The following is a 17,138-nucleotide window of genomic DNA, read 5'->3' on the forward strand; positions in this document are numbered from 1 at the left end:
TCGGTTCACCTGGTATATGTGCGGGGCGTGCCGAATCTTGCAGAAGCCCTAGAAGGACATCCGCTCGCCCCAGGCGTCTCGTAATCGCTGGCGCGCGCGCGACAGCGCGGCGTCCGCCCCGGATCGGGAGATGCCGAGCACCTCGGCGAGCTCGGTTCCGTCCAGGCCCTCCCACGCGTGCAGAAGAAGGATCTGCCGGTCGCGCTCGCCCACGCTGGCCAGCGCGCCCCGGAGTTCCGCATCGAAGAGGAGGTTCAACTCCGGATCGCCGTCGACTCGCGCCACGCCCGACTCGGGCACCTCGTCGACCGGAAGATCGAGGTGCTTCCTGCGCGCATTCGCGAGCGTGAACCCCGCCGTGCGATACAGCCACGGCAGCACGGCCTCCCGTGGCACGTCGTTGCGGCGACGCCAGGCCGTCGCGAAGACCTCGGCGGCGAGGTCCTCGGCATCCTGACGCGGCCCGCGGCGGACGAAGTAGCGCACGAGCGCGGTCGCGTGCTCGCGGACCATCACGGTGAACCAGTCCACATCGGCCGCCGTCTTGGGCGGGTCCTCGCTGTCAGGCATCGCCGCTCCCCCGCTCGTGTCGGCGGTGGCTGGGATGTCGGCGATGCTCACCTACTGAATATGTCGCATCCGCGGAAAGTCTTGCACGCAGCGCCCCGAATTTTCGGAGAACATCGTCCCCCTCCTGCTGACGAACCCATCACCTCTCGAGAGAAGCGAAAGCCTTCTGGGTCGGAATGCTCTTGGTTTCGATGTCCTCCAGCGTGCGGCCACGAGTTTCGGGGACACGAGTCCGGATGAAGACGACACCAAGAATGCAGATGGCACCGAAGATCGCGAACACCGCCTCCTGGCTCATCAAGGCGGTCATGATCGGGAACAAGAGACCGACAGCGAACGATCCGATCCAATTGAAGGACGAGGCGATACCCGAGGCCCTGCCGCGAATCGCCATGGGGAAGATCTCTCCGACGATCACCCAGGTGAGTGGCGCCCACGTGAACGAATAGGCGGCCACGTAGATGCTCAGGAACACCACGATCATCATCGGGTTCGCGTCCTCCAGCACGGTATTGAGTATCGCGGGAAGCAGGAAGGACACGCCCATGATCGTGCCACCCACGGTCAGCAACAGGCGTCGGTTGAACTTGTCCGCGATCACCAGGAACAGCAATGAGCCGAGCACGAGAAGCACGCCCTGGATGATCGGCCACATCAGCGCCGAACTCGCCGCATTGCCGGTGGCCTTTTCCACGATCAGAGGGATGTAGTAGAAGATCGCGTTGGCACCCTGGAGCTGCTGGAACGCGGCGACACCGACACCCGCAATGACGAGATACCGGTACTTACTGTCGAACAACGTTGCAAGTGAGGTGTTGCCAGCCGTCTGCTTCTCGACCTGGGCGGTTTCCTGGATCGATCTGAGCTCGGCATCGACCTCGTCTGGGCGGCGAATGTAGCGAAGCACCGTGCGTGCCTCGTTTTCCTTGCCGACTTTCACCAGGAACCGGGGCGATTCGGGCAACCGCAACACGCCCAGATACAGAATCACGGCCGGCACTGCGGCCGTCGCGAGCATTACTCGCCACGCCCACGCTTCCGGCAGATCCTTCAGTAGGAAATCCAGGATGTAGGAGATCAGCATGCCGGAGACGATCATCGTCTGATTCAGGCCGGACAAGCGTCCACGCAGCCGCGCGGGCGCAAGCTCGGACATGTACGCGGGAACCGATGCGGAGGCCGCGCCGACCGCCAGGCCCAGGAAGATTCGGGCGATGACCAGATAGGTGACACCACCCTCCGGTGCCAGGCCGCAGAGGACCGACCCGACCATAAAGACGACCGCTGCGGCGAGAATCATCTTGCGCCGTCCGAATCGATCGGAAAGCTGTCCGGCCACAGCGCCACCGAAGATGGCGCCGAACATCACGCCAGAGGTTACCCAACCGATGACGGCGGCATCGTCAAGGCCCCAGTCGCTTTGCAGGAACGGCAGCGCCCCAGTCATGACTCCGATGTCGTAGCCGAAAAGGATGCCTCCGAAGGATCCGAAGAAGTAGATGAACTTACTGTCGATCTTTTTTTCTTTTTCCATTTTTCACTCCGAGTGAGGAACTAGTTTCAGCCCCGGTTGATCACTAGGAAGGATGGCCGGCCGGGACGTCGTCTCGGGCCTATGCCGTTGTGCCATGAGTGCGGTTTCGGCGATGGAATGGAGCACGGCACATTGTGGTGTGCTGAGCTATTCCCTATCGCAGCTGTCCACTCTGACGCATGCCTCTGACGCATGCCCTTCCCGGCTATGGGACTTGGATGCCACGCCAGTGGGCTCTTCGGCCGAAAGTGATCGCTAACATCAAGCTTTTAGTTAGCCTAGCTCACATAATTTCAGCATCCTAAAGATGACGGATGGCGTCTATCGCTGTGCTCATGCCTCGACCACAAACGCACGTGTTCTTGTATGGTAGTGTGCAAACATCCCCGGAACGAGCCTGGGACCCTGAAGCAGAAGGCACAAAGACGTGAAGCCCCTCATCGACAAATCGACCCCACGCGTATATACGGCCCGACCCATTACGCTTGCCCGGAGCATTGGCTTCGGTGTCCTGGACCTCATGGGCGGCGGTTGGAACACCATCATCAGCGGCCTGATGCTGTACTTCTTCACGACCTACGGGGATGTCAGCGCCGTCCAAGCCGGCACGATCCTCTTTATCGCCCGCATCGTCGACGCGGTCGTCAGCCTCATCATCGGCCCGCTGACGGACAACTTCTATCGGACCCGCCTGGGCAAGAAGTTCGGCCGCCGCCACTTCTTCCTGCTCATCGGCGCACCCTTGCTCCTCGTCGTCTTCCCCCTGCTGTGGATCTCGCAACAGGGCTTCTGGTACTACCTGATCGTCTACCTGGCTGTCGAGATGATCATGGCGATGATTCTCATCCCGTGGGAGACCCTGCCCACTGAGATGACGGACAACTACAAGCTGCGGACCAAGCTCAGCTCAACCCGCATGTTCCTGTCGGCCACGGGTACCTTCCTCGTCTTCTTCATCCCGGCCCAGATCAAGGCGACGAACAGCCCGAACGCCTACCTCATCACCGGTCTCATCTTCTCCGTGCTGTTCGCCGGCGCCGTCATCACGACGTACTTCACCACCTGGGAGCGCAAGCTCACCCCGGAGTTCCTCGCGGAGCTCGACGCCCAGCCCAAGGTGCCCGTCGGAAAGCTCATTACCGACAACCTCAAGGACTTCGGCTCGACGTTCAAGAACTCGAGCTTCCGCAAGCACCTGGCGATCTATCTCTTCTCCTTTACGGGCAAGGACATCTTCGCCACAGCGCTGACGTTCTTCGTCGTGTACGCCGTGCACGGCAGCGAGTCGTTCGGCCTCACCCTCCAGGCGCTGTCCATCATCGGGCTGCCGGCCACGGTGCTCGCCGCATTCCTCATGATCCGCAAGGGCCCGCGCTACTTGTTCGCCATGTCCTACTCCGTGATCATCGCCTGCCTGCTCGCCCTCGGCGCGATCTACCTCATCCAGCCGTCCTCGACGATGGTGCTGCTCGTCATCGTCGGCCTCGCATATCAGGCCGGACGAGCCCTCCTCGAGTTCACGCCGTGGAACGTCTTCCCGTTCATCCCCGACGTCGACCGGATTATGACCCGCCAGGACCGCGCCGGAATCTATGCCGCGGTGATGACCTTCGGCCGCAAGTCGACAGGCGCGGTCGCGACCCTCCTCGTCTCGTGGTTCCTGGACCTGGGTGGCTTCCTCAAGCCCGGCAGCGCGGGCGGCGTGCAGCTCGACGCCTCGTGCACCACCTCCTGCCCCCTCGTTCAGAGCACCGGCACCCAGCACGTCATTGCACTCGTCGTCATCCTCGGGCCGCTCGTCCTCATCGCTATCGCGTTCGCCATCTCACGGTTCATGTACCTCGACCCGCAGAGCCACGCAGTCCTGCGCACCGAGATCGACCGCCTCGAGGCCGGCGGCTCCAAGGACGACGTCACCTCCGAGGCCCGTGTGGTCGTCGAGAAACTGACCGGCCACCCGTACGAGTCGGCCTGGCCCGAGGACGCGATCTCCCCGACCGTCACGCCCGTCTCCAACGGGAGCTGACCGACACACCGGCTCGATGGCACGGTGCCGCCGCGGGGGCGGCACCGTGCCCAGTCGGCATCCATCGCGAGCTTGGCACGCTCCAGCCGTCACACCGCTTCGCAAAGCTCGGGCACGTCGCCATCTAAGCTAGGCCTTCTGCCCCCGGAAGGAACCTCAATGAGCATGGAAAGCGCGGCCTGGAGCTCGCTGCACAAGATCTCCACCGCCAGGGACGGAAAGCACGGCTTCTCCCGTGAGTCCGTTCGGCGGATCATGACGTTCGCCGTGCCTTACCGGTCCAAGCTGCTTGTCTTCATCACCCTCTCCATCGTGGGAGCTTTCCTCGCGGTCGCGACGCCGGTACTCGCCGGCAAGGTGGTCGACGTCATCGTCGCCCAGGGCGAGGTCACCACGATCGTGTGGATCGCAGTGGTCATCGCCCTCGTGGCCGTGGCCGACGCCGCCGTGTCACTCGTGACGCGCTGGTACTCGGCGCGGATCGGCGAAGGTGTGATCCTGGACCTCCGCACCGCCGTCTTCAACCACGTGCAGAAGATGCCGATCGCGTTCTTCACCCGCACGCGGACGGGCGCCCTCGTGAGCCGCCTCAACAACGATGTGATCGGCGCCCAGCAGGCCTTCAGCGGCACGCTGTCCGGTGTGGTCACGAACCTCGTGGCGCTGACCCTCACCCTGATCGTCATGCTCAGCACGTCCTGGCTCGTGACGGTTCTCGCCGTGATCATGCTCCCCATCTTCCTAGTACCCGCGCGCCGCATGGGCAGTCGGCTCGCCGCGCTGCGCCGCGAAGCCGCCGATCACAATTCCGCCATGAGCACACAGATGACCGAGCGCTTCTCGGCGCCCGGCGCCACCCTCGTCAAGCTGTTCGGCCGGCCCGACGAGGAGGCCGAGGAGTTCCGCGTCCGCGCCGCCCGGGTCCGCGACATCGGGGTCCGGACCGCGATGCTGCAGTTCGTCTTCTTCACCGCACTGATGCTCGTCTCCGCCCTCGCTCTGGCGCTCGTGTACGGGCTCGGCGGCTCCCTCGCACTCGCCGGCCAGCTGAATACCGGTGACGTGGTCACCCTGGCGCTCCTCCTCACCCGCCTCTACGCGCCGCTCACCGGCCTCGCGAACGCACGGGTAGAGATCATGAGCGCGGTGGTCAGCTTCGAGCGCGTCTTCGAGGTACTGGACCTCGACCCGCTCATCAAGGAGAAGCCCGACGCCATCGCCATCCCCGAAGGCCCAGTGGCCGTCGAGTTCGACAACGTCCGCTTCGCCTACCCGTCTGCGGACAAGGTCTCCCTCGCCTCTCTCGAGGAGGTGTCCACGCTGGACACCCGCGGCGGCGACGAGGTGCTGCACGGCGTGTCCTTCAGGATCGAGCCGGGGCAGACCGTTGCCCTCGTTGGTTCGTCCGGTGCGGGCAAGTCCACAATTGCGCAACTCCTCTCGCGCCTGTATGACGTCGACAGCGGCGCCGTGCGCCTCGCGGGGACGGATGTCCGCGACGTCACGTTCGTCTCCATGCGGCACAGCCTGGGCATGGTGACGCAGGACGGCCACCTGTTCCACGAGACCATCCTCTCCAATCTGCGCCTCGCGAGGCCGGAGGCCACCGACGACGAGGTGTGGGACGCCGTCCGCCGTGCGCGGCTCGAGCCGCTCATCCGGTCCCTGCCGGACCAGCTGGACACCATGGTGGGAGAGCGCGGCTACCGGCTTTCCGGGGGTGAGCGCCAGCGGATGACCATCGCGAGGCTCCTCCTCGCCCAGCCGCGCGTCGTCATCCTCGACGAGGCGACGGCGGCGCTGGACTCGACGTCTGAGGCCGCCGTGCAGGCGGCGCTCAGCGAGGCGCTCAAGGGACGGACGGCGATGGTGATCGCCCACCGCCTCTCCACCATCCGCAACGCGGACCTGATCCTCGTGGTTGAGGACGGCTCGATCGTGGAGCGCGGTACGCACGAGGAACTGCTGGCTGCGGGTGGACGGTACGAGGAATTGCACCGGACCCAGTTCGCCGTGCAGAAGAATGTTACGGCCGACGAGGAAGCGCTGAGCCGGACAGCAGCTCGGGTCGCGACTTAGGACTCTGAGGGTACCAAGGGCAGTTCGGCTCCGTAGTTCCACGACACGATGGCCGGCTGCTCACGGTAGAAGCTGAGCACCGAGACTGATCCAGCATCCAGGGTGATTTGAGCACCGAATCGAGGGGCCATCCTCAGGAACACGGCGGTGAGAATGCGCAGGAAATGGCCGTGCGCGATCAGGGCGACATTTCCCTCCTCCATGGCAGGCAGCACCCGCGTGAGCACCCGCGACGCGCGGGCGGCGACCTCCTCCACCGTCTCACCGGGCGTGTTACCACGAATCACGCCGTGGGTGAATGCGCTCCAGTTGTAGCCGAGTTCGCTGCGGATATCGCGCGTCGTACGCCCCTCGTACCCGCCGTAGTCCCACTCAACGAGAAGCGGATCAACGTCCGCTTGAAGGCCAGCGAGCTCAGCAGTGCGTCGGGCACGCTGCAGCGGCGAGGTCAGCACGAGGGAGAAATCGTAACCGGCCACTAACCTGCCCGCGCCGCGGGCTAGTTCCTCTCCCCGGTCGGTGAGCGGAACGTCCGTGAGCCCAGTGTGTTTGCCCTCCTTCGACCACTCCGTCTCCCCATGGCGCAAGAGAATCAGCTTCCCCGACGGGTTATCCGGAGCGGGGTGGCTGGGCAGCGGCTCGTTCATGAACATACGGCAACAGTAGTATCACCCCCGGTTTCGATGGAGGTTTTTCATAGCTGGAAAGGCCAGCGTTCAACCCCGCGACACAGCTTGCGGCATCCTCGTGGCGGGGCTCCTACACGGGTGGTGGGACCGCACGGACTCAATTCTGGTGCCAAATCACCCTGAGCGGGCCGCCGTCCACCGGGGCGACCGGTTATAGCATTTGCATGATCGACGCACCGGAAAACAGTTCAGCAGGGTCTCTCTTGAACAGCGTTCTCTACGAGCCGTATCGCATCGTTGACGGCGACCCGTTCTACGTGAATATCGTCTGAGAAGGAGGGCGGGGATGGCGGCTCACGTAGTCGAACCTCACGCTGAATGGCATGTGGTGAGATTCCTCAATTGTGCGGTGCCGCCATCCCAGCTCAAGGCGTGCCTCGGTCTCACCGGCCTCGTAGCGGAGGAACCGCTGGGTCCGGGCGTCCAACTCGTGACGGGGGTTGCCGCAGGCCCGGTGACGATCACGCTCGACTCGCTCCCTGCCGCCCCGGCACGCCCGGAGACGGGGTGGGAGGACATCGCCGAGTTCTCGGTGGAGGTGCGGGATGGGCCCCTCCAGCTGCTCGGGCACTTCGACGACCCGGAGGCCTCCGCCCCGCGCTTGGACGAGCAGGGCGCCGGTACGTACCGGATTCGCGTCTACGGGCGCGGCCGCGACACCGCCTACGACGCGACGCTGTCGGAACCGACCGAGGAGTACCTCGTCATCAGTTGGCTCGCGCCGGCCGCCGCCCCTCAGACAATCGCGGCCGGCTCGACGACCAGCGCCGGCTGGATCGAGTCGACGCGCCACCATCTGGAACGCGGCACCACCTGGAAGGTAGAAACCGGAGGGCCGGCCGAAGCTGGTCTGGCCGCCCGCGAACAACGAAGCCGCGCAGAGAGCTCACTTCGCGCAGCGGCCGCCAAAGACACCGCACCCCGCCCACCGACTGAGACACCACCGAATTAGCCACCGGATTGTCCAGGCCAACCCAGCACTTGCCGAATTTCTCGGCAGCTAACGTAAGGCGCCTGAACTGGCCGGACCTGCTGCGTTGCGCTGCCTACGTCATGAGCTCATTTTGGTCTGCCAGTGCCAGACCGGAGAATCCAAACGGCGACCCGGCACTCGTCGAGGTCGTTCACAGTCTGAACTCAACACCCCGCACTGATTTCCCATCCCGGCCGGTGTGACCGGCGATGGTGACCGTGTCGCAGCGACAAGGTCTCGTCGCTCATCGGTACGCGTCATCGTCGAGCGCTGTTTGATCATCAGTCCAGCTCAGGATGTCGCCAGGCTGGCACCGGAGGACCCGGCAGATGGCGTCGAGGGTACTGAACCGCACCGCGCGGGCGCGCCCATTCTTCAGCACGGCGACGTTCGTCGGGGTGATGCCAACGGCGTCGGCGAAATCACCCACCGACATCCCGCGTTCCACCAGTAGTCGATCGATGTGGATGCGAACGGCCACTCACACCACTTCGTCGAGCTCGACATGCATTGCGACCGCACGGCGCAGGAGCGACCGCATCACCAGGAGCACGAGGGCGATCGTTGCCCCAACCGGCACTGCCGCTTCCACGAGCAAGAACAGCTGCGGCGGTCCCGGGATGAAGAAGAGGGCCACGATTACGAGCAGCGTCGCGATCACGACGGCGACAACGAGCCCGTCGACCAATCGCAGGGCCGATGGACTGAAGATTCGGTCCACGCGAATGTAGCCGACCAACACGCCCGTCATCAAAATGAGCGCCTCAATGCAGAGCCCGAACGCTATGGCGACCATGATGAGCGGGCCCTGCACTGGAGCGAGCACGGGCAGGAATGCAGCCAACTCGCCGGCACTGGCTGCGGCGCCGAGGAGGCCGACCGCGACCAAGATCGCGAGGACGCCGAGGGCACTCCAGGTGAGCCACATCATGGGTCCAGACAGGCGTTTTGGCGAGCTCATGTGCTGATTATCAATGGATATCTGTCGATAATCAACCGTTTGCGACCGTGAAGGGGGATGACCACGTACGAGCGCTCAGGGTAGAGCGAATCCCCATGGATCTGATCGCGTTCACGCCACCGCACGGCGAGCAGTGAGCGCATAGGCGGCCAGCCCGAACAGCACGGTTCCTGAGATGCGCTCCAGGGTCTTCATCCGAATGCTGGGTAGGAGACGCCGCACACCGCTGCCCGTGAGTGCCCACGCGAGATCAGGAATGGAGGCCATAGCGATGAAGACCAGACCGAGTGCGCTCATCTGCAGCCAGGCGGGTCCCGCGCCGACCTGAACGAACTGCGGCAGGAAGGACAAGAAAAACACGGCCGTCTTGGGATTGAGCACCCCAACGAGCAAGCCGCGCTGAAATGCCTCTCTCGGATTGACCGTCGTACCGGCCGCCCTGAGATCCCGGAGCCGGGTGTTATCTCGAGACCGCCAGGCCTTAATCCCCAGCCAGATGAGGTAGCCCGCGCCCACCATTTTCACCACCGTGAAGGCCGTTGAGCTGGCCGCGATGACGGCCGAGATTCCGGCAACGGCCGCAATGACGTGGGCGACGTATCCGAGTTCGACGCCTGCGACCCCGCTGAGTCCGGCTCTTCGCCCCGAGGTCAGTGTTGTCGTGAGGATGTAAGCCACGGAAGGGCCCGGCGCGAGAACCAAGGGCAAGCAGGCGGCCATGAAGATCAAGAACACACTTATTTGCATCGGGAGCCCCTATCCGACCGGTGGGGCGACGTTAGCAGATTGAGGCGGGTGCGTTTACTGGTGCGCCAAGTTCCATGGCGAGATGTTTGGTCGGACCGACAGGATTTGAACCTGCGACCCCCTGCAGGTTTTGGCCCTATTTTGGTCGTTGCCGAATGTCTCCGAAAACCCTCGGATTCCCTTGTGTTTACAGAGAACCGGGCGGTTCGCTGCCTCTAATTGTAGGTCATCGTTTTGGGTCAAATAGGGATGAATTAGATGAGTAAATGATGACCTTGGGGACCGCCTGAGGGCTACCACACGCCAACCCAACCTCTCCCCCGCGTGCCGCCGTATGTGATCAAGCATGTCCGGTGATGGCGATCGGTAGTGCGCTTGGTCCGCAGTCTGGCTCGCATCACGACGGCGCTGAGCACTGGGCGCGATTTGGGACGTCGATGGCAAACGGCCCCGGCAATCGTCTGAGGACGGTCCGACGAACGCGGGGCGCGCATTAAAGGAGAGCAACGAGATGAGACCGCTCCGATACTCGATCAACGTCACGCTCGACGGGGGCTGCCATCACGAGGCAGATTTTTTTCTGGCGTTGGCAGACCTAGGGTTGATATACGAGTACGAGTTCCTTGTGCATCCGGTCCTTGCCGGACACGGGCCGGCGCTGCTCGCCGGTCTGCGCGAGCGCATCCGGCTCGAACTCGTGGACCGCCATGAGTTCCGGTCTGTGGCAGTCGTCGTGCGATACTGACCCACGCGAGTCACGGCTTGACGTGACTTGTCCTGGGATGTCGGCCGTGTCTTCGCGACTGAACGACGGCTCGGGGTCGGGTCGCTGCTTCTTCTGACCCTGCGCAATGAAGGCCGCACCAGCATCAGCGCGCTCCCGAGCGACGGCCGTGATCATCCAACATTTTTCGGCGCGTCGGTCCCCACCTCGGAGTGGTCCCATTGAGATAGTGTGCCCGCAAGCAACGTGCGACAGTCTTTGTTGCCATCTGCACGCGACTGAAACACCGCGTGCCCTTGTGTGATACTCGCCGAGCGGCCAATATCTGCAACGCAGGAAGGGCCACGGTGACTATGGCACGCACCGCAAGAAGATCGGGTCTCGGGCTCGCCCTCCTAGTTGTGGGGGCGCTACTCTTCGCTGTTGCCTGCGTTTCGTTTATCTCAGCCAAGCACGCGGGGGACGTGCTTACCAAGGCATGCCTGGCAGCCAAGATCAGCCTCACCGAAGGCGATGCCCAAGCCGCCGTCGTCGCCCTCGACGACGCGGGCATCACCGACGAGACGGCGTGGCGCCTGACGACGACGTGTGCTGAAACGCGCACCAGCGCGGCGGATGCCGCCAAGAGTCCATCCGCCGCCGAGGCCGCGCGCACGGGCGAGGTGGTGCTCGCGTGCTCCCTCGCGTCCGCCGAACTGGAGCGCGGCGACCCCGCCCGTGCCCTCGCGATTCTGGACGGCGCCAAACTCAGCGAAGACGAGCGCGCATTTGCATGCGGCGCGACCGCGAAGACTGCCGCCAATCTCACTGCGTCAGGGCTCAGCGCCGCGTCTCTGCCCGGAATCATCGCCGTTCCCTCGGCATCCTCCGCCACCGCCGCTCAGCCCGGCGACGAGGCCGGAACCCCGCTGGAAACCCCGCCCGCGCGCGTCGGCACATGGTGGGACGAGTTCACGAAGAGCTACATATCCCCAGTCGCCACCGTGCTCACGTGGTCGCTCGCCAGTGCTCTCGCGCTCTTTGTGCTTGCACGCCTGCTCGTCCCGCTGCCCGGGTGGCGCAATCTGCGCTCGTCTCGGCGCGACCGCTTCGTCTTCGGCTGGCTCGGTTGGATACTCCTACTGTTTGTGCCGGTGTTCCTCACCGCGGTTGGAGTCATGGTCGCAGCGGGCGTCCTCTCAGGCGCCTCTGTGGCCCTGCTTCTCGGCTCTCTCGGGGGCCTCGGTCTACTCGCGTCCATCTCGGTTGCGGCCTGGCTCGCTACGCTGCTTCGCATCTTCATCAGCGTCACCGCACCCCAAGACTCGACGCTCGATCGAGCGCAGGTCATGGAGCGCGTGCGAATACTCGCCGGGCGTCGCGGCGGCACCATCGAGCTACCAGCATCCGCCGACGTTACTGCGCTCGGCAACAGCCTCACTGCGATCTCTGAAAACCCTTTGCTGGCAGGCGTGCAGAAGGTGCTGTTGCTCCTCGTGGGCGTCGTCCCGTGGAACGCCGCGATCGAGGTAAGGGGCAACCGGAGGGCATCGGTCATTATTGCTCGGAACGGCCATACCCTCTCTGCACGTCAGGTGATCGCTGAGGGTGCCGGGCTGCGCGCACTCGACGATTTACCCAAGCCGCTCACGGATGCCGACGTGCTAGCGACGTTTGTGGCCGCCGAGATCCTCATGTCCGTCCGGCCCTGGTATGCCCTTGACTTCGAGAAGGGGCTCTACGGAGCTACGGTCGCTGTCTCCGTCGCGCTTCAGCACATTGCTGTTGCCTGGTACATGCGCCAGCCGCACTCGCCGGAGGCCGACGACTTGCTCACCACGGCAAACGGGGTCGACCCGTTCAACCGTCTAGCCCAGGCGTCGCTGATGAATGCGCGCTACCGCCAGTCCTCCGACATCTCCACGCTAGTTAGGTATCGAAAGTGGGTGGATACCGAGCTCAGTCTCTCCCGGTCGTCGAAGCGTGAGGGTCAACCAGCAGACGAGCTTGAGCGTGGGCTCCTAGTAACGCGCGCAGCGATAGCACGCAATCTCGCAGCCCTTCTGTTGGCTAGGTCGCCAGCGGACACTCCCGAGCCCGAACCCTCGATTGCGGCGCCCCTGAAGATCGAAGAGGCAACCGGCTGGCCGCCCGGGAGGCGGGGTGCGTGGACATTCGCACGAACCGCTGCGGACATGGCGCGCGCAGACCACTTGAGAGCGCAAGAGGCCGCCGAAAGCGCGGAGTACGCAGATATTCATCAGATCGACGCGAGGACGAGAGACGCCCGGGCCGCCGCTGACCGCACACACATGCATGCTGAGAGGGCGAGGCTCGCCGCAGAACAGGCGTACTCTCGGTGGGCTCCCAGAGCTGCGTGGCAGCTCGCGCGCGACGCGGGCGCATCGCGCAGGGATGCGATGCACGGTGCGGGCGATGCAACGGCGGCGAAGGACGCCGTCCTCAAAGCCAAAGCGGCCGCGAAACTCGCCGCCGACCGAAGAATTCACTGCAATGATGCCCTGCTCGGACTCAAGTCGCTGCTCGCTCAGCTCCGCATCGAGGAGGAGTCGCTTAGCGCGGAAAACGTCCGCGCCACCGGGAAAGGTGACGCGCGGGTGAAGGATCGAGCCGCCCAGGTCCGCCTCGTCATCCAGCAAAAGGCGCTCGTCGAGATGCTACTCAACCTTCGACCACCGGTGACCGAAATGGGTTCTCTCCTCAAGCGCCAAAAGGAGTTGCAGAGCGAACTCTCCGACGATCTGGATACGGGCGAGGACGCGACTGCGGTGAGGCGCGCGCCGGCACTCGCATACGGATTTGCATGCTATCTCACGCGCTGGAAGGGCGAAAAGTTCGACAACGATCTCGTTCTAGAACTGTTGGAGACCTCCATCGCGATAGATACCTTTGCTGAGTTCGCCAAGGACGACCCCGAGCTTTCCACGACCGGCGACCCTGCCGGCTTCGACAGATTCGTCGCCAGGGCCGCAACGGTCCTGCAGGACCGCAAAGCTAAGGCAACGGATGCCCCAGCTGCCGTGGCCACCACGAAACTCGTCTAAAGTCTTTCTGCGGTCGCGAGTTCACCGCATTTGGACCTGCGACCGGCTGAAGGTTCAGGCCTTAATTTGGTCGATACCGAATGTCTCCGAAAACCCTCGGATTCCCTTATGTTTACAGGGAACCAGGCGGTTCACTGCCTCCAATTGTAGGACATCGTTTTGGGTCAAATAGAGATGAATTAGATGAGTAAATGATGACCTTGGGAACCCGCATTGAGCGTTATCACGAGCCCACTCAACCTCTCCCCCATGTGCCGCCGCATGTGACCAAGCGTCGCCGGTGACGGCGATCGGTCGTGCCCTCGGTCCGCGGTCCGCGGTCTGGTTCCCCTCACGGACGGCGCTATACACTGGGCGCGATTTCCGGCGTCGATCAGACACGGCCCCGGCAACCGGTTGAGAATCGTCCGACGAACCCCGGCGCGCGTCAAAGGAGAGCAACGAGATGAAACCACTTCGATGCTCCATCAACGTCACGCTCGACGGCTGCTGCCATCGCGAGACAGGACCCCCGGACGAGGAGTCGATGCGCTACTGGACCGCTCAGTTGGAGCAAGCCGATGCCCTGCTGTTCGGCCGGGTGACCTACGAGATGATGGAGTCAGCGTGGCGGAAGCCGGCCACGGGCACGTGGCCTGACTGGATGAAGGACTGGTACGTCGTGTCGAGCACACTGAGCCGGGTCGGATGGAATGCCGAGCTGGTGCGAGGCAACTTGGGGCAAATGGTTCAGCGGCTCAAGCAGAAGTCAGACGAGGGCCTGTGGATCGGTGGAGTGACGCTCCCCCTAGCGTTGGCCAATCTCGGACTGATCAACGAAGACGAGTTCCTTGTGCAGCCGGTCCTGGCCGGACACGGCCCGACGTTGCTTGCCGGTCTAAGTGAGCGCATCCAGCTCGAGCTCGTGCACCGCTATGACTTCCGGCCGGGGGCAGTCGCCGTGCGATACCGACCCACTCGAATTCCGGCTGGACGTGACTTGTTCTGTCACGCTAGCCGCTCCCTAGCTGCGAAACGGCGGCTCGGGGTCGGGTTGTGCCGTCTCGCGCTGGGTGTGCACGTATCGGTCCTTCGTCGACGAGATATGCGACCGAAGCGTGTCAGCACCAACAAGGCAACGCTTCAGGTCCGCTGCGCGGCGCAAAAGATGGCCAGTCCTCTTCCGACCAAAAGGGGATATCGACACCACGCGCTGCAGCACCAGACGAATGCATGCGCTCCGCTCGATGGCATCGAAGTGCGTCCAGAACGACCCACACTCGTCCGACTGCGGAATTGCTGTTGTGTCCCACGCCTCTCATACGAGGAATGATCAAGCGGTGGTGCGACGATTCAGCTCCACGGGATGTCAGCGGTAACCGCTAGTCTCGAACAGAGTTCACCCGCGCCAACGATGGCTGCGGCTCGGGGATGGGAGGCCGCATCGTGGCTGAGTCAAAGGTTGTTTTCATTGCGTTTGCGATTGAGGATGAACGGCAGCGTGATTTCCTGAAAGGACAATCACTGCATCCCCGAGCTCCCTACGAATTCGTCGATATGTCCGTGAAAGAACCGTATGACTCAGGCTGGAAGGACAAGGTCCGCACTCGAATCCGCCGCTCACATGGAGTGATCGTTCTAGTCAGCAAGAACTCGCTAACTTCGGACGGTCAGGCCTGGGAGATCAAGTGCGCGAAGGACGAGGGCAAGTCGATCCGCGGCATCTGGGCCTACAAGGACGACCGCACGTTACTAGCTGGGATCAGCACAGTGGCTTGGAGCGACGCGAATATCGCTGGCTTCATCGATTCGCTGTAGCCGAAAATGCGTAAAGCCCTAATTGTCGGCATTGATCACTATGACGACATATCCCCGCTCAGTGGGGCAGTGAATGATGCTCATAGCGTGAGGAGTGTCCTGGAGCGAAATGCCGACGGGACACTCAACTTCGCCACGCCACGTCTGATGACTGGCACAGGCCCGACAGCGAAAGTTACTCGCACACAGCTGCGTGACGCCGTAGAAGAGTTATTCAACGACGACGCTGACATTGCTCTCTTCTACTTCGCCGGGCATGGCTACATTGATGACACGGGTGGATTTCTTTGCGCAAGCGACTGCAAATCCGGGCATGACGGCCTTGCGCTCTCCGAAGTCATGTCGATGGCCAACCAGTCCAAGGCAAAAAACAAGGTCATCATTCTCGATAGCTGCCACGGCGGTATTGCGGGAACCCACCCGGCCGCAAAGCAGATTGCGGAGATCTCCGATGGTGTAACCATTCTGACTGCGTCAACCGCGGATCAGTACGCGATGGAAACTGGCGGCGGGTCAGGTGTCTTCACTAGCTTGTTGGTCGACGCGCTCAGTGGGGCTGCCGCGAACCTCGTCGGCGCGATCACCCCAGGCAGCGTGTATGCGCATATTGATCAGTCGCTGGGGAACTGGGCTCAACGGCCAGTATTCAAGACAAACGTCAAAAAATTCGTGTCACTAAGGGAGACCGCCTCGCCAATCGAACTGGCGGATCTCCAAAAGCTCACCACCCTTTTCGAGGACCCAACGACAGAGCTGGCGCTCAATCCGAGCTACGAACCCGAACGCTCTGGCAATGAAGACGAGTCGGTGCCCGAACCAGATCCAGCTCGTGCTGCAGACTTCGCCGTCCTTCAAAATCTCGTCAAAGTGAATCTGGTCCGCCCTGTTGATGCCCCTCACATGTGGCATGCGGCAATGAAATCGACAGCGTGTGAGCTGACCGTACTTGGCCAGCACTACTGGAAACTCGTGAAGCAGAACCTAATCTGATGCCAACTGACGATGAGATCCGTATCAAGCTCAAGAGTGACGAGATCATGGAGCGGCTGGCGACCGTCGAACACGAGCGCTGGGCGCACTGGCAAAGGTACGTGCACGGCCAGGGCGAACGGCAGAGCGACGGTTCCTTGCTGATCCCCGCCGAACTAGTTGCTCGATGGGAGCAGCAGATCGCCACTGGCTACGCGGATTTGTCCATCGAGGAGCAGAAAAGCGATCAAGAACAGGTGCGCCGCTACCTGCCCACCGTCCTTGACGCACTGACTGGCCCACCGAAAGAATTGGAGCACTAATGTCTGAGCCCCGCGCCTTCCTGAGCTTTGACTTTGACCACAATGAGCAGTCAAAGATCCTCTTTGCCGGACAAGCCGGGAAAGACTCGCCAACGTCATTCACCATCGAGGACTGGTCAAGCAAGACGCCTTTGCCGCAGCAAGAGTGGGAGCGTCGAATCCGCGAAAAGCTCTCGCGAACTCATATGTTGGTCGTTCTCGTTGGGCGATCGATGGGAAGTGCAACAGGAGTGGCGAAAGAAATTGCCATGGCTAAGGCGCTCAACCTCCCCACGTTCGGCGTTTATGTGGACACCGCGACGTCCCTAAGCACCCTTCCGAGCGGCCTTCCTCGAAATCGAGTGATCGCATGGAAGTGGCCGAATATTGGAGCAGCGATAACGCAGATGATGGGAGAGGGAAGAAACGCTCGCTGACGCCGGAGGAGCATGGTGTGTCGACGGCACCTCCGGAATTGCTCGACCTTTATAGGGTTTTCGTCGAGATGGCGGACCGTCATATTTGACCTGCGTGGCCGGTCCGACTAGGCCTATTCCTCATTGCGGAACAGCCTGTTTGGTTTCCCCGCAGTATTTGGCTGGCGTGGAGGCGAAGACCTATCGCATCTCATGGCGACACGATTAGCTTTGGTGCCTGGGATGACGAGCGGCGCGCGCTGGTTGGCCTGAGTTGGGAGTACAGCGCGACTGCTGCGCTATCTTT

At 62.8% G+C, this 17,138-nt stretch carries 14 protein-coding genes and 1 pseudogene; 9 read left to right on the plus strand and 6 right to left on the minus strand.

Translation table 11 applies throughout. From position 1 onward, the window contains the following. Window positions 1-48: 48 nt before the first annotated feature. Both MQH31_RS13975 and MQH31_RS13980 read right to left on the minus strand, forming a co-directional pair. Complete coding sequence (locus MQH31_RS13975) at window positions 49-621, minus strand: RNA polymerase sigma factor (protein ID WP_243012540.1); 573 nt, start codon at window positions 619-621, stop codon at window positions 49-51. 88 nt (window positions 622-709) lie between these two features. Next, entirely contained in the window at window positions 710-2,104 is a 1,395-nt protein-coding gene (locus MQH31_RS13980; protein ID WP_243012541.1) for a sugar porter family MFS transporter, read from the minus strand. Between the two features lie 427 nt (window positions 2,105-2,531). Here MQH31_RS13980 and MQH31_RS13985 point away from each other — a divergent pair, with 427 nt between their 5' ends. Continuing rightward, entirely contained in the window at window positions 2,532-4,130 is a 1,599-nt protein-coding gene (locus MQH31_RS13985; protein WP_243012542.1) for an MFS transporter, read from the plus strand. 159 nt (window positions 4,131-4,289) lie between these two features. Then, window positions 4,290-6,209, plus strand: coding sequence for an ABC transporter ATP-binding protein (locus MQH31_RS13990; protein ID WP_243012543.1), 1,920 nt, complete (start codon window positions 4,290-4,292; stop codon window positions 6,207-6,209). On the opposite strand, the gene MQH31_RS13995 is transcribed toward MQH31_RS13990, so the two are convergent. Beyond that, window positions 6,206-6,862: a histidine phosphatase family protein gene (locus MQH31_RS13995; protein ID WP_243012544.1), complete on the minus strand. Its 657-nt coding sequence runs from the start codon at window positions 6,860-6,862 to the stop codon at window positions 6,206-6,208. The genes MQH31_RS13990 and MQH31_RS13995 overlap by 4 nt on opposite strands. A 385-nt stretch (window positions 6,863-7,247) precedes the next feature. On the opposite strand from MQH31_RS13995, the gene MQH31_RS14000 reads away from it, so the two are divergent. Continuing rightward, on the plus strand, window positions 7,248-7,850 hold the full coding sequence (locus MQH31_RS14000; RefSeq protein WP_243012545.1) for a hypothetical protein: 603 nt from the start codon (window positions 7,248-7,250) through the stop codon (window positions 7,848-7,850). Between the two features lie 265 nt (window positions 7,851-8,115). Here the strand turns inward: MQH31_RS14000 and MQH31_RS14005 are convergent, their stop codons facing one another. The 3 genes from MQH31_RS14005 to MQH31_RS14015 form a co-directional block, all read right to left on the minus strand. Continuing rightward, window positions 8,116-8,352, minus strand: coding sequence for a helix-turn-helix domain-containing protein (locus MQH31_RS14005; protein ID WP_243012546.1), 237 nt, complete (start codon window positions 8,350-8,352; stop codon window positions 8,116-8,118). After that, the gene (locus MQH31_RS14010) at window positions 8,353-8,832 is read right to left on the minus strand and encodes a DUF2975 domain-containing protein (RefSeq protein ID WP_243012547.1); all 480 of its coding nucleotides are present in this window, start codon (window positions 8,830-8,832) and stop codon (window positions 8,353-8,355) included. It lies immediately after the preceding gene. A gap of 111 nt (window positions 8,833-8,943) precedes the next feature. After that, window positions 8,944-9,552: a LysE family translocator gene (locus MQH31_RS14015; RefSeq protein WP_243012597.1), complete on the minus strand. Its 609-nt coding sequence runs from the start codon at window positions 9,550-9,552 to the stop codon at window positions 8,944-8,946. Window positions 9,553-10,656: 1,104 nt separating this feature from the next. Between MQH31_RS14015 and MQH31_RS14020 the strand changes: the two genes are divergently transcribed. The 6 genes and pseudogenes from MQH31_RS14020 to MQH31_RS14045 all read left to right on the plus strand — a co-directional run bounded on the left by MQH31_RS14020 (window position 10,657) and on the right by MQH31_RS14045 (window position 16,852). Further along, a complete protein-coding gene (locus tag MQH31_RS14020) occupies window positions 10,657-13,347 on the plus strand; it encodes a hypothetical protein (RefSeq protein ID WP_243012548.1) in 2,691 nt (896 codons plus the stop codon). Window positions 13,348-13,792: 445 nt separating this feature from the next. After that, window positions 13,793-14,305, plus strand: a pseudogene (locus MQH31_RS14025) (dihydrofolate reductase family protein); the annotation flags it as partial. 467 nt (window positions 14,306-14,772) lie between these two features. After that, window positions 14,773-15,144, plus strand: coding sequence for a TIR domain-containing protein (locus MQH31_RS14030; RefSeq protein WP_243012549.1), 372 nt, complete (start codon window positions 14,773-14,775; stop codon window positions 15,142-15,144). Window positions 15,145-15,150: 6 nt separating this feature from the next. After that, window positions 15,151-16,134, plus strand: coding sequence for a caspase family protein (locus MQH31_RS14035; protein WP_243012550.1), 984 nt, complete (start codon window positions 15,151-15,153; stop codon window positions 16,132-16,134). Then, complete coding sequence (locus tag MQH31_RS14040) at window positions 16,134-16,436, plus strand: hypothetical protein (protein ID WP_243012551.1); 303 nt, start codon at window positions 16,134-16,136, stop codon at window positions 16,434-16,436. The genes MQH31_RS14035 and MQH31_RS14040 overlap by 1 nt, the downstream gene beginning before the upstream one ends. Next, window positions 16,436-16,852, plus strand: coding sequence for a TIR domain-containing protein (locus MQH31_RS14045; protein ID WP_243012552.1), 417 nt, complete (start codon window positions 16,436-16,438; stop codon window positions 16,850-16,852). Before MQH31_RS14040 ends, MQH31_RS14045 begins: the two co-directional genes overlap by 1 nt. The last annotated feature ends 286 nt before the right edge of the window (window positions 16,853-17,138 follow it).

The sequence above is a fragment of the Cryobacterium zhongshanensis genome (assembly GCF_022760445.1).
Classification (GTDB): Bacteria; Actinomycetota; Actinomycetes; order Actinomycetales; family Microbacteriaceae; genus Cryobacterium; species Cryobacterium algoricola.